This window comes from Streptomyces sp. P17, assembly GCF_032436805.1.
In the GTDB taxonomy this organism is placed as follows: Bacteria; Actinomycetota; Actinomycetes; order Streptomycetales; family Streptomycetaceae; genus Streptomyces.
Genome location: NZ_JAVRBF010000054.1, coordinates 41,815 through 60,944, shown reverse-complemented (window position 1 = coordinate 60,944; position 19,130 = coordinate 41,815). Strand labels below are relative to the sequence as shown.

Here is a 19,130-nt window from a genome sequence, read left to right as displayed (position 1 = left end):
TGCGTCACGGTCTTCGGCCGAGTGCCGGACGCTTGGAGTAGTCGGTGAGCCCGAAGACGTTCCCCCAGGGGTCGGCGACCTCGACGGTCCACCCGGTGGCCACCGGGAACGGCTCGTCCAGCGGCGCGATCCCGGCTCCGGCCAGCCGGCGGGCGGCCGCGCGCGCGTCCGGCACCTCCAGCCACAGCCGGGGCGAGTGCCAGGGCGGCGGCCGGTGCTCAAGAGCCTCCTCCTGCCGCAGCAGGATCCCGGGCGTCTCACCGCCCACCTTCAGCAGCGCGATTCCCGCCTCGTCGAACCGGAACGCCACCGTGAACCCAGCGTGTTCGTAGAACCCGACGGCCTCACCGAGGTCACCGACGGGCAGCAGCATGTTGTCGAACCCGAGCAGTTCGTACGACTCGTCATCTGACACACAGTCAGAGTAGGCCGATGATCGGCCGGATCCCGGGATTGTCAGTGGCGGCTCGTACTGTCGGCGTATGGGACAGGTGACCTTCGTCGACGAGACGACCACGGGGCAGCGCGAGACGGGCCTGCGGCTCGACGTCGCGGAGGAGCGGCTGACGGTCCGGGAGTTGATCCGGCGCCGGGTGCGTCGGGAGGCCGACAGGGAGCGGGCCCCGAAGGCCTTCACCGCGAACGGCCTGATCCTCCTGGTCGGCGACCGCCAACTCACCGACCTGGACGAGGAAATCGACCTCACAGCAGACACAGAGGTCAGGTTCCTGAGGCTCATACCGCTGGTCGGCGGCTGACCATGCCCCCGGAAAAGCCGGAGGGCCCCGATCCCGAAGAGAGGGGAACAGGGCCCTGGGCCGAAGCGAAGCGCGGAAGCTCAGAAGCGGCGCGTGATCAGCGCCTTCTTCACCTCGGCGATGGCCTTGGTGACCTCGATACCGCGCGGACAGGCGTCCGTGCAGTTGAAGGTCGTGCGGCAGCGCCACACGCCGTCCTTGTCGTTGAGGATCTCCAGGCGCTGCTCGCCGGCCTCGTCACGCGAGTCGAAGATGAAGCGGTGCGCGTTGACGATGGCCGCCGGGCCGAAGTACTGGCCGTCGTTCCAGAAGACCGGGCAGGACGACGTGCACGCGGCGCACAGGATGCACTTCGTGGTGTCGTCGAAGCGCTCACGGTCCTCGGCGGTCTGCAGACGCTCACGCGTCGGCTCGTTGGTGTCCTTCGTGATGAGGAAGGGCATCACATCGCGGTACGCCTGGAAGAACGGCTCCATGTCGACCACGAGGTCCTTCAGGACCGTGAGGCCCTTGATGGGCTCGACCGTGATCGGCTTCTCGGGGTTGATGTCCTTGATCAGCGTCTTGCACGCGAGACGGTTCTTGCCGTTGATCCGCATGGCGTCGGAACCGCAGATGCCGTGCGCGCAGGAGCGTCGGAAGGTCAGCGTGCCGTCGACCTCCCACTTGATCTTGTGCAGACCGTCGAGGACGCGCTCCTTGGGGTCGATCTCCAGCTGGAAGTCTTCCCAGGTCGCCTCGGCCGAGACCTCCGGGTTGAACCGGCGGACGCGGAAGGTGACGGTGATGTAGGGAGAGGCGGCGGACTCCGCCTCCACCTTGTCCAGAACGGGGGTTGCCATCAGTACTTACGCTCCATCGGCTGGTAGCGGGTCTGGACGACCGGCTTGTAGTCGAGACGTACGGACTCCGTGCCGTCGTCGCCCACCTCGCGGTACGCCATGGTGTGGCGCATGAAGTTGACGTCGTCGCGGTTCGGGTAGTCCTCGCGGTAGTGACCGCCGCGGGACTCCTTGCGGGCGAGCGCGGAGACGGCCATGACCTCGGCCAGGTCGAGCAGGTTGCCAAGCTCGATGGCCTCCAGCAGGTCCGTGTTGAACCGCTTGCCCTTGTCCTGGATCGAGACGTTCCGGTAGCGCTCGCGCAGCTCGGCGATCTTCTCGACCGCGGTCTTGATCGTCTGCTCGGTGCGGAACACCATGACGTTGGCGTCCATGGTCTCCTGCAGCTCCTTGCGGAGCACCGCCACCCGCTCGGTGCCGGTGGACGTGCGCAGGCGCTCGACCTGGTCGATCACCAGCTCCGCCGGGTTCTCCGGCAGCTCGACGAACTCGGCCGTCCGGGAGTAGTTCGCCGCGGCGATACCCGCCCGCTTGCCGAACACGTTGATGTCCAGCAGGGAGTTCGTGCCCAGACGGTTGGCGCCGTGCACCGACACACAGGCGACCTCACCGGCGGCGTACAGACCCGGAACCACGGTCGTGTTGTCGGCGAGCACCTCACCCTCGACGTTCGTCGGGATGCCGCCCATCGCGTAGTGCGCGGTCGGCTGGATCGGGATCGGGTCCGTGTAGGGCTCGATGCCGAGGTACGTCCGCGCGAACTCGGTGATGTCGGGCAGCTTGGCGTCGAGCTGCTCCGGCGGGAGGTGGGTGAGGTCGAGGTAGACGTGGTCGCCCTCGGGACCGCAGCCGCGGCCCTCACGGATCTCCGTGTAGATGGAGCGCGAGACGACGTCACGGGAGGCGAGGTCCTTCATGACCGGCGCGTACTTCTCCATGAAGCGCTCGCCGTCCTTGTTGCGGAGGATGCCGCCCTCACCACGGGCGCCCTCCGTCAGCAGGATGCCCATGCGCCAGATGCCGGTCGGGTGGAACTGGAAGAACTCCATGTCCTCCAGCGGCAGCCCGCGACGGTACACGGCGGCCTGGCCGTCGCCGGTCAGGGTGTGCGCGTTCGACGTCACCTTGAAGAACTTGCCGCAGCCGCCGGAGGCGTAGATGACGGCCTTCGCCTGGAAGACGTGGATCTCACCGGTGGCCAGCTCGTAGGCGACCACACCGGCCGAGCGCTTGACGCCGTCCACCTCGGTGATGAGCTGGTCGAGGACGTAGAACTCGTTGAAGAACTCCACGCCCTCCTTGACGCAGTTCTGGTACAGCGTCTGGAGGATCATGTGGCCGGTGCGGTCCGCGGCGTAGCAGGACCGGCGGACCGGGGCCTCGCCGTGGTTACGGCTGTGACCGCCGAAGCGGCGCTGGTCGATGGTGCCGTCCGGGGTGCGGTTGAACGGCAGGCCCATCTTCTCCAGGTCGAGGACCGAGTCGATGGCCTCCTTCGCCAGGATCTCGGCGGCGTCCTGGTCGACCAGGTAGTCACCGCCCTTGACCGTGTCGAAGGTGTGCCACTCCCAGTTGTCCTCCTCCACGTTGGCCAGCGCGGCGGCCATGCCGCCCTGCGCGGCGCCCGTGTGGGAGCGGGTGGGGTAGAGCTTGGTCAGCACGGCGGTGCGGCTGCGCTTCGTCGACTCGATGGCGGCGCGCATACCGGCGCCACCGGCGCCGACGATGACGGTGTCGTACTTGTGGATCTTCATGATTCTCGCAGCCCCGTGCCTAGCGGATGTTCGGGTCGAAGGTGAAGATCACCAGCGTGCCGAGCAGGATGGTGAACACCGTGGCGGTGTAGAGCAGGCCCTTGAGCCACAGCCGGGTGTTCGCGCGCTCCGCGTAGTCGTTGATGATCGTGCGCAGGCCGTTGGCGCCGTGCAGCGTCGCGAGCCAGAGCATCAACAGGTCCCAGACCTGCCAGAACGGGGACGCCCAGCGGCCCGCCACAAAGGCGAAGCCGATCTTGGAGACGCCGCCGTCGAGCACCAGCTGGATCAGCAGGTGGCCGATGACCAGGACGACCAGCACGACGCCGGACAGGCGCATGAACAGCCAGGCGGCCATCTCGAAGTTGCCGCGCGTGGACTTCGGGGTCTTCTTGGTGCGCTTGCGCGGGGCCTCGATGAGCGGGGCCGGGTTGTCGACGTTGTACAGGGAGGCGCCCTCGACGGGGCCGATCCCGGACGCGGTCTTCTCAGTCGTGGACATGGGCGTCAGCTCCCGAAGAGTTCACGAGCGGCGTGGCCGAGGAGGGGGTAGATCGCCCCCGCCATCAGCACCAGCCACAGACCGACGGCGGACCAGAGCATCTGCTTCTGGTAGCGGGGGCCCTTGGACCAGAAGTCGACGGCGATGATGCGCAGGCCGTTGAGTGCGTGGAAGAGGACGGCGGCGGTCAGGCCGTACTCCATCAGCGCGATGATCGGCGTCTTGTACGTCGCGACGACCTCGTCGTAGGTCTCGGGGGAGACCCGGACGAGTGCGGTGTCCAGCACGTGAACGAACAGGAAGAAGAAGATGAGGACGCCGGTGACTCGGTGAGCCACCCAGGACCACATTCCTTCCCGGCCGCGGTACAGCGTTCCAGCCGGCACGGAAGTCCCTCCGGGAGCGGGGATTGGGGCCGCGCCGGCTTGTGCTGTCGGTCGGGCCCGGCCGGGTACGGTCCACCGGCCCCCAGCATGTTATCCAGGTGGCCGGGATTGGCTTACGCGGGGGCGGCCCGGGGGGTGGTGTGTCCTGTTATTTGCCGGGTGCCGGTTCGTTGTGGCTGGTCGCGCAGTTCCCCGCGCCCCTGAGTAGGTCCAGCAAACGTCCCCTGGCCAGTTGCCGGAGTTCCTCCCACGCCACTACCCGTTCCTCCTCCGGATCGTTTGTCAATCGTGACCGGATGGCTGTCAGGACGTGGTTCAGGGTCTCGGTCGGCGGTAGGCCATCGACGCAGATCACGAACACGTGACCGAATTTCGTCTCGTACGCCGCACGCGCCGCGCTCAGTGCCGTATGAGCCGCGCTGTACGAACCCGCCGGAAGTGTCGGCAGGACCTCTCCCGCCAGCGCCTCCGTCAGGTCCGCCGGGGTCAGGTCGTACGCCGCCTCGTCGGAGGCCGCGAGCAGGGCGTCCAGCGTCGGGTACGGGCGGTGGGTCGTGATGCGGTGGGCCCAGCGGAGGCTGCGCAGGCAGGTCAGGAGGGTGTGCTGGACCTCGGCGGCGGGTGCCGTGTTGAAGCGCTCCAGGGTGGTGCCGCGCTTCTGGTGGGGTATGGCCACTCGGCCAGGGAGGTGTGTGGGCGTCACGTGCGTTTCGGCAGGGGATGCTGTGAGAGATGTGTCGCTACGTTATCGACAGTGCGCGTGAGGCGTCCGACGGATGCCCGAATTTCAGCCGAACGGGAGAGTTTCGGAACGTGTGGTGGACGCGTGAAGCGCTCATCGGTCGTACGTTGGCTGGGTGAGCCAGCACAGGCGCCGGGCGCCGGAGAAGAAGGTCGTTCAGCGGGCCCTCCTGGTCGGGGCCCTGGTCGCCGCGTCCGGGGTGGGACTCGGACTGTGGGCTTCCGGTGGTGATGACAGCGCCTCCGGGCCCACGGGCTCGGCGGTGCGGCAGCCGTCCGGTGAGGAGTCGTCCCGGCCCGCGGTCGGTCCGAGGCCGAGTCCGAGCCGGTCGTACGCGCTCTCCAGTACGCCCCGGACCATCCCGGCCGTCCGCTCGCACACGCCGGCGCGTGGGCCCGGGTGGCGGCCGGTGCGGGGGGAGCGGGTGGTCGTCGGGGACGCGGATCTGGCCGACGAGGGGCGGCTGCTCGCGCAGGAGCTGGGGCTGACCTACGCCGGCGAGAAGGACGACGTGCGCGCCGGAGACGTACGGCTGTCGCTGAACGACGATGAGGGCGCGAACCCGGAGTCGTACTCCCTGACCGTGCGCGGCGGGCGGGTGAACATCAGCGGGGCCGCGGATGCGGGCGTGTTCTACGGGACCCGGACGCTGAAGCAGGCGGTGCACGGGGGTGGTACGGCGCCCGAGGGGGTCGTACGGGACGAACCGGCGAAAAAGGTGCGCGGGTTCATGCTGGACATCGCGCGCAAGCACTTCACCGCCGACTGGATCGAGGACCGGGTCCGGGAGCTGGGCGATCTCAAGTTCAACCAGCTGGGGCTGCACTTCTCCGACGACCAGGCGTTCCGGATCGAGTCCTCGTCGCATCCCGAGGTCGTCTCCGAGCCGCATCTGACCAAGGCCGAGGTCCGGCGGATCGTCGCGGTCGCCAGGGAACGGCACATCACCGTCGTGCCCGAGATCGACTCGCCGGGGCACCTGGGCGCGGTGATCGCGGCCCATCCCGATCTGCAACTGCGCAACACGGCGGGCGTGGCCACCCGCGGGGCGATCGACATCTCCAAGGACGAGTCCGCCCAGATCGTCGACGATCTGCTGAACGAATACGCCGAGCTCTTCCCGGGCGGTCAGTGGCATGTCGGCGGTGACGAGTACCAGGCGCTGACCGTCTCCGACCCCGAGGCCTCCTTCCCGCAGCTCGCGAGAGCGGCGCGGGAGGCTTACGGCTCCGGGGCGACCGTCGCCGACCTGGCCACGGGCTGGCTCAACGACCGCGCCGCCACGGTCCGTGTCCGCGACCGGATCCCCCGCGCCTGGAACGACGGCTTCTTCAGCGACACCTCCGTCGAGGCCGACGAGGACATCCAGGTGGCCTACTGGACGGGCAAGGAGATCGGCGCCCGGCTGCCGGTGGAGTATCTGGCGGAGGGCCGGGAGGTCATCAACTACAACGACGAGTTCCTGTACTACGTCCTCGGCCAGCCGCAGACCTTCGTCTATCCGACCGGGCAGCGCATCTACGAGCAGTGGACCCCGCTGGTCCTGCGCGGCACTCAGCCGGTTCCGGCGAAGTACAACGGCCAGATCCTCGGCGGCTCCTTCGCCGTCTGGTGCGACCTCGCGAACTCCCAGACCCAGGACCAGGTGGCGGCCGGCATCCGCATGCCGCTGCGGGCGACCGTCGAGAAGCTCTGGAACCCGGGAACGCCGAAGCAGTCCTGGGCGGACTTCAAGGCACTGGCCGACCGGCTGGGCTGAGGAGCGGGCCTCGTTCACGCGATATCGAGAAGGCACTCCAGGGACCTGCCCCCGTGCCCGCCTGGACACCGGATTGTCCGATCCGGCTGCGAACGGGTGTACGGCTGTGGTGTATTCGGCCCGAGCCGAAGCGAACAGCCTGGGGGAACGGACATGGGCTACTGGGGGTACTTCGTCGTGGGGCGCGGCGAGCGGCCGCTCGCGGAGCTGGCGGCACTGGCGGGCGCGTCGGGCCTGACCCTGCGCCAGGAGGCGCCGGACGGCTGGCAGGTCTGGGAGTACCCGAGCGGCGAGGGCGATGTCGGGAACATGCATGAGCTCGCCCATCAGACCGGGGCGCCCGCGCTGTTCGGGTACGTCATGGACAGCGACTGCGCGGTGGTGGAGGCGGCGGGCCCGGAGAGCGGGGCGTGGACGACCTGCCTCGGGCGCGACGCGATGGCGAACCGGCTCGGCGCGGGGGAGGGACTCGCCCTGGAGGACTACTTCCTGGAGCCGCGTGACGCCGCCGAGCGGGCCGCCGCCTGGGCCGCCGAGGCCGGGCACACCGTGGCGGCCGAGCCCCTGCTCGATGTGTTCGGCGCCGACCCCGACCCCTTGGCCGAAAACCTCTTCTTCCGGCTGCTCGACCGGCTCGGAGTGGTGCCCCTGTGACACTCCTGGGCTGTCGCACGCAGTAAGGGGAAGTGTGGGCTCCGTTAGGGAAGGGGCCTGTAGAGACCCCGCCGAAGGAGTGCCGGATGAGCCTGGTGGAACTGATCGCTCAGGCCGACGAACGCGGACTGGCCGCCAGCGGGTTGGCTTGTTTGGACCGGTGCGTGCCCCTGCTGGGCGGTGACGACGAGCTGCTGCGGCCCCTGTGGGCGAGCCTCGCCGAGCCGTCCGGCGACTGGGCCGGACAGCTGGAACAGGTACGCGGCAAGATCGACGGTACGGCGGACTCGCCGGACGAGGCCACGCTGCTGGCCCGCCGGATGCTGGAGGCGGCCCCGGCCGACCGCACGGCCGCCGAGGTGCGGCTGTGGGCGGACGCCTGCTCGGTCGCCTCGCTGCAGATCCACCGGATGCTCGACCTGGTCGCCGACGAGGCCTCCTCGGTCGACGCCCGCCGCGAAGGCCGTACGGAGGGCATGTCGCCGCTCGTCGCCGCCGAACTGCGGCGCCAGATCACCGTGCTGGAGCTGCTCGCCGGGCATGGCGTGGGCGGGCTCCGGCCTGCCCTGGAGGTGTCCGTCGAGGGGCGGCGGGTGTTGCGCGCCGTGGTGTCGCGGCGAGCGCGGGGGCGGGTCTGACTCAGACCATCAGCCACTTCACCACCGCGTCGCCGTACTGGGCCGTCTGCGCGTAGAACGCGGTCAGGTCCCGGTGTGCCGAGGCGAAGGCGCAGCGCACGTCCCGCTCGGCCTCCGGCATGCCGTACGGGCGCATCAGCTCCTCGCGGGACTGGTGCCACAGTTCCTCGAAGTCCGTCCCCGCCAAGTAGTCGGCGACCCGGCCGGCCTGGGCGGCGGTGAGCAGCAGGAACGGCGGCAGGGACGGGTCGGGGTGGGAGACCGGGCGGCCGCCCAGCACCACATGGGCGCGCGGGCCGTCCGGCGCCTGGTGCGGGGGGACACCGGAGTACAGCACCGCGTGGTGCAGATACCCCTTGTCCAGCACCTCCTCGCGGTGCCGGCCGATCCGCTCCCGGACGGTGTTCCAGTCGTCGGCGAACAGCCGGCGGAACCAGGTCGCGCTGTTGCGCAGCGCCGGGGGTGGCACCGCGCGCAGATGGAAGTACATGCTCATCAGTGACTGGAGCGCACGGGCGCGGTCAGATGTCACACCTGTTTTTCTGAGGGGTTCCTGTGGCAGTCCTGAGGTGGAGCCGGGGCGGTCCTGCACCCATCCCGGGCAGTCCCCGGATCCGGGTGACGAAACGCGCGGCGGCCACGCTCTTGTCGATGTGACGACACATCAGCAGACCAGGCCCTCAGCCGCGGCGAAGCCGGTGCGGTGGGCGGCGGACGCGGTTTCGACGATGCGTGAGGGGGCGCGGCTGCGCCTCGACTACTCGGCGCAGAGCCTGTGGCGGGTGGACCGGATGATCGACGATCTGCGCCGGGAGGGCACTCCGCGCGCCGCCGTGGACAGCGTGCTGCGCGGCTTCGGCGCGTACGCCGGTGAGGTGATCGCCCGTCAGACGGGCGCCGAGTGGTGGTCGAGCGGCGGCGACCACTGGATACGCACGCCCGACGGCAAGTTGTGGGACCCGTTCGACGAGGCCCGCCGGTGCTTCGCCGGGGACGGCTCGCTGCGGCTGCTGTGCCGGGACGCGACGAACTCCGGGAGGTGAAGCGGCCGGGGTCCCGTGCAGTGGGCGGGACCCCGGCCGGATCTGTGGGCCGAAGCCGTTACGGCGCCAGCACCTGCCCGAGGCCGCCGTCGGTCGGCGTACCGAGGGTGGACTTGCTGTAGATCACCGAGTCGCCGTAGCCGAGGCCCGTGCTGTTGCTCGGGATGTACAGCAGGATGCCGTCCGTGCCGTCCTCGCCGTCGGCGCCGATGGTGAGGTCGGCGCGGCCGTAGCCGGACAGGTCGGTCAGCGACACCGACGTACCGAACAGGTCGCCCGCCTCCGCGGTGCCGGGGACGCTCGTGGTGTCCTGCGAGATCGCCATCGAGCCGGTGCCGGTCAGGCCGGTCGAGCCGCCCTTGACGAGGACCACGGTGCCCGCGTTGGCGTAGTTGACGGAGCTGCGGGTGAGGTCCTCGCCGCGGGCGCCGGTCAGGACGTCGGCGTAGCCGTCGGCGTTGAAGTCACCGGCCGAGACGGAGATGCCGAAGGAGTCGCCGGACTCGTTGCCGCCGGGGACGCCCGAGGTGTCCTGGTGGATGACCTTCATCCCGGTGGTGGTGAACCCCGTCGAGGTGCCGAACAGCATGGTGATCTGGCCGCCCGAGATCGCGCCCGACTCCGAGGCGACCGGCTGGCCGATGACGATGTCGTCGTAGCCGTTGCCGTTGAAGTCACCGGCGGCTATGGAGCGGCCCCCCTTGACCGACAGGACCCCGGCCTTGGTCAGACCGGTCGCCGAGCCCGCGAAGCGGACCACGCGCCCGACGCCGCCGCTGTCGCGGTAGTTGAGGGCGACGTCCGCGTAGCCGTCCCGGTTGAAGTCGCCCGTCGCGGCGTCGAGGTGGGCGACCGCGCCGGTGGCGGTGGTGAGAGTGCCGTACGTCGTCGAGCCGCCGGTCAGGCGGACGTTGTAGCTGCCGCCCTTGCCGGTGCCGGCCGAGAAGACGTCGGCCTTGCCGTCGCCGTTGAAGTCGCCGACGGTGACGGCCGAACCGAGCTTGGCGCCGGCCGCGGTGACGCCGGTGGTGGTGTACGAGAAACCGGTGGTGAGGGCCGGGCCGTACATGACCGTGACCTGGCCGCGGTCCGCGTTGCCGCTGGTGTCGTCCTCGCCCGGCGAGCCGATCGCGAGGTCCGCGTGACCGTCGCCGTTGACATCGCCCCAGGCGGTCGCGGCACCGAAGGAGTCACCGGTCTCGGAGGTCCCGGGGACACCGGCGCTGTTCTGGGTGAAGCCGATCCTCGACGCCGTGACGGGGCCGTCGACACCGCCCGGGACCACGGTGACGCGGTTCGCCTTCGGGGTGCCGGCGACCAGGTCGCTGACGCCGTCGCGGTTGAAGTCGGTGGTGGCCAGGGCGTGCGAGATGCCCGGGGTCTTGGCCAGCGAGGCGATGCTGCCCAGCTTGGCGTAGAGGTTGAGGCCCGGGCAGGCCGTGGAGTTGGTGTCCTTGTGGCCGAAGACCCGCGGCAGGGTGATCTGCTGGCCCTCGGCGACCTTGTTGCCGCTGTCGTTCAGCGGAGCGCGGGAGGTCAGCGTGACCTTGCCGGTCGGGTCGATGCCGTACATCCCGAACTTCCACGCGATGACCCGCGCGATGGCGTCGAGGGCGGCCTTGGACGGCTTGGCCGACTCGAAGTTGCCGATGTACGAGATGCCGAGCGTGTCGGTGTTGAAACCGGCGTCGTGCGCGCCGGTCACCGGCAGGTCCATGCCGCCGCTGCGGCCCTCGAAGATCTGGCCGCACTTGTCGACGACGAAGTTGTAGCCGACGTCGAAGTAGTCCTGCGCGAAGTGCGCCTGCTGGATCGTGCGCATCCGGGCCGCGGACTCGGCGCAGGACAGCGTGTTGTCGCTGTCGACGCCGGTGTGGTGGATGACGGCGGCCTTGATGTCGGTGCCGTAGCTCGGCGTGCCGTTGTAGTCCGTCGACGCCCCCCACTCGGCCTGCGTGATGACCGGCGGTTTGACGACCGTGGAGGGGCGGGGGGCCGGGACCGTGGAGGTGGGGGTCGGCGTCGGCGTCGGCGTCGGGGAGGCCGTGGCCGTGGCCGTCGGGGAGGTGGTCTCCGTGGGGGACGCCGAGACGGCGGTCTCCGTCGGGGAGGTGGTCTCCGTGGGGGACGCCGAGACGGCGGTCTCCGTCGGAGAGGCCGTGGCGGGCGCCGTGGTCTCCTCCACTGCGAAGGCCGCCGGCTCCACCCCGCCCTCCGGATCCGTGCCCGGATCCAGCAGCTTGACGTCCATGCCGGCCGGCTGCCCGCCGACCTCGGTGCCGTCGGCGTTCACGACCCGCACCTCGACGCCGTCGGACTCACCGGTCCACACCGACTCCGTACCGCCGCGCAGGGCGGCCCGCTCGGCCTCCGCGCCGTCGGCCTGGCTCGGCTCCAGGACCAGCTTCTGCCACGCCGACCACTCGCCGGTCTCGATGTCCCGGGTGCGCACCTCGGGCGTGCCCTTGGTCTCCGCCTCGGGGTCGTCCCAGGTCACCACGACCGCGCTGAACGGCTCGGTGCCCTGCTTGTCGAGGCCCTTGCGGCCCGCGCTCTCGTTCTTGAGCCTCAGCGTGTGCACGGACGGCTTGCGCTCGCCCGCCTTGTCGTCGGACGGCGTGGACTGGTCCGCCATCGCATAGGTGACGACTCCCGCCCCGCTCAGGACGACCGCCCCGACGGTCAGCCAGGCCCGCCGCTTCAGACTGAGCGGCTTGTACGCATGGGTCCTACGAGGACTCAACTACCCCACCCCTAGAGATTGGACACGATCGCCACACCTGTAACAGGCGCGCTCTCCACTCAGCGTTGGGTCGGGTCCAAACATCACCCGGGCAAAAGGTTGTACGGTCCTGTGACTTTTCTGTGTGCGCATGAGCACAGTGATGACCCGTGATGCCCGCGTGTCGAAATCCGCTTGATGCTGTGGGGGAGTCGAAAGGTCCCCCACGGATCGACCGGAGGGGTGGGCCGGTGGACCAGGTGGAGGAGCGAGTGCCGCGCGCGAGCGCGATGCGCGGGCACACGGCGGCTTTTGTCGCCAGTGTCACCGCCCGGCACCGGCTGCCGCTCGACTACTCCGTGGCCAGCCCTGCGGGCCGTCGACTTCCTGATCGACGGTCTGCGCAAGGGCGGCGCCGACCGGGAACGGGCCCACGAGACGCTCTTCGGACTCGGCGCGTACGTCGGTGAGGTGCTGGTGCGCCGGGCGGGCGCGGTGTGGGTCGACCTAGGAGACCACTGAGAATCTTGAAACGCGCCCGACTTGCACCGGATTGCCCCGATCGACTTTGGCGGGCGAACCTGGGCGATCGGGGCGGCCCAAGCGAGATCTTCAGGACACTTCTAGACGAGCGTCAGCGGGCCTGCTTCGGCCAGCCGATCGGCGTACGGATGCCGGACGGCCGGGTCTGGAACCCGCTCGGCAAGGTCCACAACCGCTTCGAGGCGGGCGGTCCCGAGGAGTCCTTGCAGACCTTCTGTCTGACGCTGCGCGGCCGGGCCCGGCGGGCGGTGGCATGAGACGAGTGGGGAGACAGCGGTTGCTGTGACACTTCTGTGAAGCCCGGCGCTGTTGACCGTGGGGGCGTGGGCAAAGGGCGGGGCCGCGCCGTGCGGGCGGGTCCGCCGCGAACTCGTAGGACGAGGACAGTACTTGGGCCAGGGAGCGGAACCCCGTCGCGAGCAGGCGTACGACGGGGAGCTGGGCGCGGCCGTCGCGCGGGCGCAGGAGGGTGACGAGGCGGCCTTCGCGGTCGCCTACCGGATCGTGCAGCCCGGGCTCCTCGGCTATCTGCGCGGCATCGTCGGCGACGACGCCGAGGACGTGGCCTCCGACGCCTGGCTGGAGATCGCCCGCGACCTCGGCCGGTTCAAGGGCGACGGGGCGGGCTTCCGCGGCTGGAGCGCGACCATCGCCCGGCACCGGGCACTGGACCATCTGCGCAGACAGCGGGTACGGCCCCGGTCGACGGCGACCGAGCAGGACGTACTCGATCTGCCGGGCCCGCACAGCACGCACGACCAGGCGCTGGAGTCCATCTCCACCGAGTACGCCCTGGAACTGGTCCGAGGGCTGCCGCGCGACCAGGCCGAGGCCGTGCTGTTGCGGGTGGTCGTGGGTCTCGACGGACCGGCGGCGGCCCGGGTTCTCGGCAAGCGTCCCGGCGCGGTGCGCACCGCCGCGTACCGGGGGCTGAAGCGCCTGGCCGGCCAGCTGGGCGTGGAAGGTGTGACGGATGACGGCCCCCGGACGCTGGGGGAGTCGAAATGAACGGAGAGGGAAGCGCGGGCGTAGGACCGGGGGGAGCGCCGCGCTTCCGGCTCGGACAGGCCGAATAATTCAGACAGGTCGGACAGGAACGGAAACGGACATGGGTGAACAGCTGAGCGACGGCGGCGCTGCCGACCGTCGGCGTGCGCACCCTCACGGCACCGCGTCCGGCCCGCCCGTAGCCGGTCCCGACCTGGAGGCCCTGCTCGCCGCCGCCATGCGCCCGGCCACCGTCGACGCCGAGGGTGAGCAGCGCGCCGTCGCCGCCTTCCGGGCCGCCCGGGAGGCGGGCGCGCACCGGGCCCGCAGCCGGCGCCGGGACGACTGGCGGCCCCGGACCCGGCGCCGCACGGTCCGCTCGCTCCGGGCCACGCTCTCGCTGTTCGTCGCGAGCCTCGCCCTCGGCGGGGGCGCCTTCGCCGCGATCGGCACGAGCGGTTCCTCCTCGGACTCCGCCGGCGACCGGGCCACGCCCTCCTCCCGGCCCGCCGAGTCCCCCTCCGCGACCTCCGGCGGCGCGTCCCCCGACCGCCCGGCCACCGCCGCGGACACCGAGGCCAAGTGCCGTGCCTACGACCAGGTGGGGGGAGACGGCAAGGCGCTGGAGTCCACGGCCTGGCAGCGGCTCGTCGAGGCGGCGGGCGGCGAGGACAAGGTCGGCGCGTACTGCGCGGCGCGCCTCGCGGATGCCGACAAGGGCAACGGCAAGGGCAAGGCCGACAAGGGCAAGAGCAAGGGCAAGGGCAAGGCCGACAAGGGCAAGGGCAAGAGCAAGGGCAAGGGCAAGGCCGACGAGGGCAACGCCAACAGCGGTGGCACCGGCTCCGGCAGGACCAAGGACAAGGTCGGCGGCAAGAAGAACTGACCGCGCACGTCCCGGAGTTGGCCTCACAGGTCCCCTGCCAAAGCAACGGCCGGGGCCGCCACCCCCCACAGGAGAGGCCCCGGCCGTCGCGCGGCACGGGCCGCGCGGCGGCCCGTACTTCCTACAGCGCCATGAGTGCGTTTTCTGTCACACCCCCGTCCGTCACGAGTGTGTTGCGCCTTGTACGGACATGGACGAGCAGCGGTTTCAGGTCGTAACGTGCCTTTCGCGCCGCACGGTGAAAGTCGGATGATCACTGAAACCAGCGGCGGGCCGCCGAGCCGGGGCCATCCACCGACCATCTACCGAGGTACCGAGTGCTGGGGGACGACGCGGAGCTGACGGCCGCGGTGCTTGCGGCACAGGACGGGGACGAGACCGCGTTCCGGACTGTGTACCGCGCGGTGCACCCGCGTCTGCTCGGATACGTACGGACGCTGGTCGGCGACCCGGACGCCGAGGACGTGGCGTCGGAGTCCTGGCTGCAGATAGCGCGTGACCTGGACCGCTTCAGCGGGGACGCGGACCGCTTCCGCGGCTGGGCCGCCCGGATAGCCCGCAACCGCGCGCTGGACCACATACGCATGCGCGGCCGCCGCCCCGCGATCGGCGGCGACGAGACGGAACTGACCGGCCGGGCCGCCGAGTCCGACACCGCGGGCGAGGCCATCGAGGCCCTGGCCACCGACGGCACCCTCTCCCTGATCGCCCGGCTGCCGCAGGACCAGGCGGAAGCAGTCGTCCTGCGCGTGGTCGTGGGCCTCGACGCGAAGACCGCCGCGGAGACGCTGGGCAAGCGCCCGGGCGCGGTCCGCACGGCGGCGCACCGGGGTCTCAAACGCCTTGCCGAACTGCTCGGCGACCGCCCGGAGAGCGATCCGGAATCTGCCGGGGTCCTCGACGCCCTGCCGCCCCAGCGAGAACCGCGCGGCCGCGCGGTGACGTCCGCGAGTGTGACGCATACGCGTGCGCGGACGCAGAAGGATGTGTGATGGCCGACGAGCAGTACAGGTGGCTGGACCCGGAAACGGCGGAACGTCTGCTGCGCGGGGAGCCACTGGAAGCTGTCGACGCGGCCGACCGGGACCAGGCGGAGCGCCTCGCCAAGACGCTTGAGTCACTGACCGTCGAACCCCCGCCGCTCAGCGCCGAACTCCCCGGCGAGGCCGCCGCGCTGGCCGCCTTCCGCGCGGCCCGCACCGAGCGCGCCGACGCCCCCGCTCCCCTCGGTCACCCCTCCGGCCCGCACTCGTCCGACGCCGGACTCGTCCGCCTCGGCTCACCCGCGCGCGGTGCCCGCCGCCCCCGCTGGGCGCGCCCGGTGCGCCTGGGCCTGGCCGCCGCGCTGGCCGTCGGCATGGTCGGCGGAGTCGCGGTCGCGGCCGGAACCGGAGTCCTGCCCACGCCCTTCGACGGCAGCGAACCGGAGCCCGCCGCCTCGGTCTCGGCAGCCGTGCCGCCCGAGCGCCCGCTGGTGTCGCCGTCCCCGGACGACGCCGTCGAGGGCGAGAGCGTGCCCGACGCCGAGCCCACCGCACCTGCCCCGGACGCCTCGCGACAGACTCCGGGCGGCGGCACCGACCCGGGCGCCACGACGGGCAGGCAGGAGGACCGGGCCGGCGGCAGCTGGAACGGCGCCGTCACCTCGGCCTGCCGTGACCTCTACGCGGGCAAGCGCCTCGGCGACGACAGCAGACGCGCCCTGGAGGCCGCCGCGGGCGGCTCCGCGCGCGTGTCGAAGTACTGCAAGGCCCTGGCCGGTGACTCCGCGGACGGCGAGGGCCGAGGCAAGGGCGAGAGCGACGGCCGCGGCACCGGGCAGGACGACGAGGACGACAAGGACGGGGACGGCAAGGGCCGCGACCACCGCCGCCCCGGCAACGACCACCGCACCGACGGCGCCACCTCGGACACGCCCTCGTCGTCGACCACGCCGCTGCTGCCCGAGCGCACTCCGTCCCCGGCGGCAACAGACGCCGCGAGCGCCTCACCGAACCCGGTGGACTCCACTCTGTGATCCCCGCCCGGGCACTGCGACACGCGGGCTGACCTGCGGGTTCGTAAACCCTGGAACTTTTTTCGCGCGGGGTGTGACGTTTTCGCCGTTCCCGGCGCAGTATTCAGTGAGCCGACTGGTCATCGGCCGTCGCACGGAGCCGGGGTTCCCCCCGTACCTACGGCTCGTGCACCTCGGCGCGGGCGGGACACGTTCCCCCGGTCCCGCCCGCGCCCCACAGCTACCAGGAGACGACGACCTTGTCGCCGTTCCTCACCTGCGCGAACAGCTCCGCGATCGCCGCCTCGTCCCGTACGTTGACACAGCCGTGCGAGGCACCGGCGTACCCGGTGGCCGCGAAGTCCGACGAGTGGTGCACGGCCTGGCCGCCGCTGAAGAACATCGCGTACGGCATCGGCGAGTCGTACAGCGTGGAGCGGTGGTGCCGGGACTTCCAGTAGACCTGGAAGACGCCCTCGCGGGTCGGCGTGTACTGCGAGCCGAAGCGCACCGCCACCGTGGAGACCGTCCGGCCGTCGATCATCCAGCGCAGGGTGCGGCTCGTCTTGTCGATGCACAGCACCCGGCCGGTCAGACAGCGCGGATCGGGCTCGGCGGCGGGCTGCCCGCCCATCAGATACAGATCCCACTTCCCCGGCTCCGGGGTCATCTTCAGCAGCCGCTTCCAGGTGACGCTGTCCGTCTTCCCCGTCCTCGGCAGCCCGCGCCTGCCCTGGAACCCCTTGACCGCCTGCTCGGTGAGATCGTCGTACGTCCCGGTCGGCCCGTCGAAGAGCCAGGCGACCTGACGCAGCCGGGCCTGCAGCTCGCGGACGTCCCGGCCACTGTCACCGCGGGACCAGAGGACCTCCGGTGCCGCGCGCGTGGGAGGTGCGCTCGGCTTCGCGTCCTCGGGTGTCCTGGACGGCGCACGGCTGGGCAGATCGATCCGGACCGGCGACTGCCCCTCCCCGTCCCCCGCCTGTACCGTGCAGCCGCCGCACACGACCGCGAGCGCCGCCGCCGAGGCGAGCGCGCCGGCCGTTCTCCCCTTGCCCCTCATCAGGCCCCCCGACGCCGCTGATGTCCTCTGAGATGTTTCCCCGCGGATGACTGGTGGCGAACGGCGGGGCATTGTTGTGACCGGGGCCGCATCGCGGCTGTGAGCAAGGTCCCAGCGGTGTCCTCTCCTCCGGGCGCGCGCCCCGCGGCTACAGTCCGTCGAAGGGTCGGTCTGTACCAGTGAGTAAGCAGCGAGCGAACTGCTCGGCGGGAGGCAACACACCATGGCGCGCGAGTCGGAGTCCGGACTGCCCATCGAACCGGTCTACGGACCGGATGACCTGGCGGGCTGGGACGCGGCCGAAAAGCTGGGCGAACCGGGGTCGTACCCCTTCACCCGCGGCGTGTACCCGTCGATGTACACCGGCCGTCCCTGGACGATGCGCCAGTACGCCGGCTTCGGTACGGCGACCGAGTCCAACGCCCGCTACAAGCAGCTGATCGCCAACGGCACGATGGGTCTGTCGGTCGCCTTCGACCTGCCCACCCAGATGGGCCACGACTCCGACGCGCCGATCGCGTCCGGCGAGGTCGGCAAGGTCGGCGTGGCGATCGACTCGATCGATGACATGCGGGTGCTGTTCGGCGGGATCCCGCTGGACAAGGTCTCCACGTCGATGACGATCAACGCGCCCGCCGCGCTGCTGCTCCTGCTCTACCAACTCGTCGCCGAGGAGCAGGGCGTCAGCGCGGACAAGCTGACCGGCACGATCCAGAACGACGTGCTGAAGGAGTACATCGCGCGCGGGACGTACATCTTCCCGCCCAAGCCCTCCCTGCGCCTGATCGCGGACATCTTCAAGTACTGCAAGGCCGAGATCCCGAAGTGGAACACGATCTCGATCTCCGGGTACCACATGGCCGAGGCGGGCGCTTCCCCGGCGCAGGAGATCGCGTTCACGCTGGCCGACGGCATCGAGTACGTCCGTACGGCGGTCGCGGCGGGCATGGACGTCGACGACTTCGCGCCCCGTCTGTCCTTCTTCTTCGTCTCCCGTACGACGATCCTCGAAGAGGTCGCCAAGTTCCGTGCCGCACGCCGGATCTGGGCACGGGTGATGCGGGACGAGTTCGGCGCGAAGAACCCCAAGTCGCTGATGCTGCGCTTCCACACCCAGACGGCGGGCGTCCAGCTGACGGCCCAGCAGCCCGAGGTGAACCTGGTCCGGGTGGCGGTCCAGGGCCTGGCCGCGGTGCTGGGCGGCACCCAGTCGCTGCACACCAACTCCTTCGACGAGGCCATCGCCCTCCCGACGGACAAGAGCGCGCGGCTGGCCCTGCGCACCCAGCAGGTGCTGGCGTACGAGACCGATGTGACGGCGACCGTCGACCCCTTCGCGGGCTCCTACGTCATCGAGAGGATGACGGACGACGTCGAGGCGGCGGCGCTGGAGCTGATGCGGAAGGTCGAGGACCTCGGCGGCGCGGTCACGGCCATCGAACACGGCTTCCAGAAGAGCGAGATCGAGCGCAGCGCGTACCGCATCGCCCAGGAGACGGACTCGGGCGAGCGGGTCGTCGTGGGCGTCAACCGCTTCAAGCTCGACGAGGAGGAGCCGTACGAGCCCCTCCGCGTGGACCCGGCGATCGAGGCCCAGCAGGCCGAGCGGCTCGCGAAGCTGCGGGCCGAGCGCGACCAGGAGGCGGTGGACGCGGCCCTCGCCGCCCTGAAGAAGGCGGCCGAGGGCGAGGACAACGTCCTGTACCCGATGAAGGACGCGCTGCGGGCCCGGGCGACGGTCGGCGAGGTGTGCAACGCGCTGCGGGAGATCTGGGGGACGTACGTCCCGAGCGACGCCTTCTGATCCCGGGCATCTCGCCCTCTGAAATACGGAATCGGAGTGTCGTACCCCCGT

Annotated in this window: 20 protein-coding genes and 1 pseudogene; 12 read left to right on the top strand and 9 right to left on the bottom strand. The window is 70.7% G+C overall.

Features of this window, described 5'->3' with window-relative positions:
* Positions 1-4: 4 nt before the first annotated feature.
* Entirely contained in the window at positions 5-415 is a 411-nt protein-coding gene (locus tag RMT89_RS30080) for a VOC family protein (protein ID WP_315886929.1), read from the bottom strand.
* A gap of 67 nt (positions 416-482) precedes the next feature.
* On the opposite strand from RMT89_RS30080, the gene RMT89_RS30075 reads away from it, so the two are divergent.
* Complete coding sequence (locus RMT89_RS30075; RefSeq protein WP_315886928.1) at positions 483-758, top strand: hypothetical protein; 276 nt, start codon at positions 483-485, stop codon at positions 756-758.
* An 80-nt stretch (positions 759-838) separates the two neighbouring features.
* On the opposite strand, the gene RMT89_RS30070 is transcribed toward RMT89_RS30075, so the two are convergent.
* From RMT89_RS30070 to RMT89_RS30050, 5 genes are all read right to left on the bottom strand, one after another.
* The gene (locus RMT89_RS30070; protein WP_315886927.1) at positions 839-1,600 is read right to left on the bottom strand and encodes a succinate dehydrogenase iron-sulfur subunit; all 762 of its coding nucleotides are present in this window, start codon (positions 1,598-1,600) and stop codon (positions 839-841) included.
* Complete coding sequence (sdhA, locus tag RMT89_RS30065) at positions 1,600-3,354, bottom strand: succinate dehydrogenase flavoprotein subunit (RefSeq protein ID WP_315886926.1); 1,755 nt, start codon at positions 3,352-3,354, stop codon at positions 1,600-1,602. Before sdhA ends, RMT89_RS30070 begins: the two co-directional genes overlap by 1 nt.
* A 19-nt stretch (positions 3,355-3,373) precedes the next feature.
* Positions 3,374-3,856, bottom strand: a complete 483-nt coding sequence (locus RMT89_RS30060) for a succinate dehydrogenase hydrophobic membrane anchor subunit (protein ID WP_315886925.1) — start codon at positions 3,854-3,856, stop codon at positions 3,374-3,376.
* Positions 3,857-3,861: 5 nt separating this feature from the next.
* Complete coding sequence (gene sdhC / locus RMT89_RS30055) at positions 3,862-4,242, bottom strand: succinate dehydrogenase, cytochrome b556 subunit (RefSeq protein ID WP_315886924.1); 381 nt, start codon at positions 4,240-4,242, stop codon at positions 3,862-3,864.
* Positions 4,243-4,390: 148 nt separating this feature from the next.
* Positions 4,391-4,945 carry a 2-oxo-4-hydroxy-4-carboxy-5-ureidoimidazoline decarboxylase gene (locus RMT89_RS30050; protein WP_315886923.1) on the bottom strand — a complete coding sequence of 185 codons (555 nt, stop codon included), beginning with the start codon at positions 4,943-4,945 and terminating at the stop codon, positions 4,391-4,393.
* A 154-nt stretch (positions 4,946-5,099) separates the two neighbouring features.
* Here RMT89_RS30050 and RMT89_RS30045 point away from each other — a divergent pair, with 154 nt between their 5' ends.
* The 3 genes from RMT89_RS30045 (at position 5,100) to RMT89_RS30035 (ending at position 8,035) form a co-directional block, all read left to right on the top strand.
* Positions 5,100-6,743 (top strand): family 20 glycosylhydrolase, encoded by a 1,644-nt coding sequence (locus RMT89_RS30045; protein WP_315886922.1) that lies wholly within the window; start codon positions 5,100-5,102, stop codon positions 6,741-6,743.
* 153 nt (positions 6,744-6,896) lie between these two features.
* A complete protein-coding gene (locus tag RMT89_RS30040) occupies positions 6,897-7,397 on the top strand; it encodes a hypothetical protein (protein ID WP_315886921.1) in 501 nt (166 codons plus the stop codon).
* 86 nt (positions 7,398-7,483) lie between these two features.
* Positions 7,484-8,035 (top strand): hypothetical protein, encoded by a 552-nt coding sequence (locus RMT89_RS30035; protein ID WP_315886920.1) that lies wholly within the window; start codon positions 7,484-7,486, stop codon positions 8,033-8,035.
* Between the two features lies 1 nt (position 8,036).
* Here the strand turns inward: RMT89_RS30035 and RMT89_RS30030 are convergent, their stop codons facing one another.
* Positions 8,037-8,567: a DUF1877 family protein gene (locus RMT89_RS30030; protein ID WP_315886919.1), complete on the bottom strand. Its 531-nt coding sequence runs from the start codon at positions 8,565-8,567 to the stop codon at positions 8,037-8,039.
* 121 nt (positions 8,568-8,688) lie between these two features.
* Between RMT89_RS30030 and RMT89_RS30025 the strand changes: the two genes are divergently transcribed.
* A complete protein-coding gene (locus RMT89_RS30025) occupies positions 8,689-9,078 on the top strand; it encodes a hypothetical protein (protein ID WP_315886918.1) in 390 nt (129 codons plus the stop codon).
* A gap of 58 nt (positions 9,079-9,136) precedes the next feature.
* Here the strand turns inward: RMT89_RS30025 and RMT89_RS30020 are convergent, their stop codons facing one another.
* Entirely contained in the window at positions 9,137-11,821 is a 2,685-nt protein-coding gene (locus RMT89_RS30020; RefSeq protein ID WP_315886917.1) for an FG-GAP-like repeat-containing protein, read from the bottom strand.
* 269 nt (positions 11,822-12,090) lie between these two features.
* Here RMT89_RS30020 and RMT89_RS30015 point away from each other — a divergent pair.
* From RMT89_RS30015 to RMT89_RS29990, 6 genes and pseudogenes are all read left to right on the top strand, one after another.
* Positions 12,091-12,307 (top strand): annotated as a pseudogene (locus RMT89_RS30015) (hypothetical protein); the annotation flags it as partial.
* A 164-nt stretch (positions 12,308-12,471) separates the two neighbouring features.
* Complete coding sequence (locus tag RMT89_RS30010; protein WP_315886931.1) at positions 12,472-12,600, top strand: hypothetical protein; 129 nt, start codon at positions 12,472-12,474, stop codon at positions 12,598-12,600.
* Positions 12,601-12,733: 133 nt separating this feature from the next.
* Positions 12,734-13,351, top strand: coding sequence for an RNA polymerase sigma factor (locus tag RMT89_RS30005; protein WP_315886916.1), 618 nt, complete (start codon positions 12,734-12,736; stop codon positions 13,349-13,351).
* Between the two features lie 100 nt (positions 13,352-13,451).
* Entirely contained in the window at positions 13,452-14,216 is a 765-nt protein-coding gene (locus RMT89_RS30000) for a hypothetical protein (RefSeq protein WP_315886915.1), read from the top strand.
* Between the two features lie 317 nt (positions 14,217-14,533).
* Positions 14,534-15,208 (top strand): RNA polymerase sigma factor, encoded by a 675-nt coding sequence (locus RMT89_RS29995; RefSeq protein WP_315886914.1) that lies wholly within the window; start codon positions 14,534-14,536, stop codon positions 15,206-15,208.
* Positions 15,208-16,233, top strand: coding sequence for a hypothetical protein (locus RMT89_RS29990; protein WP_315886913.1), 1,026 nt, complete (start codon positions 15,208-15,210; stop codon positions 16,231-16,233). The genes RMT89_RS29995 and RMT89_RS29990 overlap by 1 nt, the downstream gene beginning before the upstream one ends.
* A 220-nt stretch (positions 16,234-16,453) precedes the next feature.
* Here RMT89_RS29990 and RMT89_RS29985 read toward each other — a convergent pair whose 3' ends face one another.
* Positions 16,454-17,275, bottom strand: a complete 822-nt coding sequence (locus RMT89_RS29985) for a L,D-transpeptidase family protein (RefSeq protein ID WP_315886912.1) — start codon at positions 17,273-17,275, stop codon at positions 16,454-16,456.
* A gap of 223 nt (positions 17,276-17,498) precedes the next feature.
* On the opposite strand from RMT89_RS29985, the gene RMT89_RS29980 reads away from it, so the two are divergent.
* Positions 17,499-19,079: a methylmalonyl-CoA mutase family protein gene (locus tag RMT89_RS29980; RefSeq protein WP_315886911.1), complete on the top strand. Its 1,581-nt coding sequence runs from the start codon at positions 17,499-17,501 to the stop codon at positions 19,077-19,079.
* Positions 19,080-19,130 lie beyond the last annotated feature (51 nt).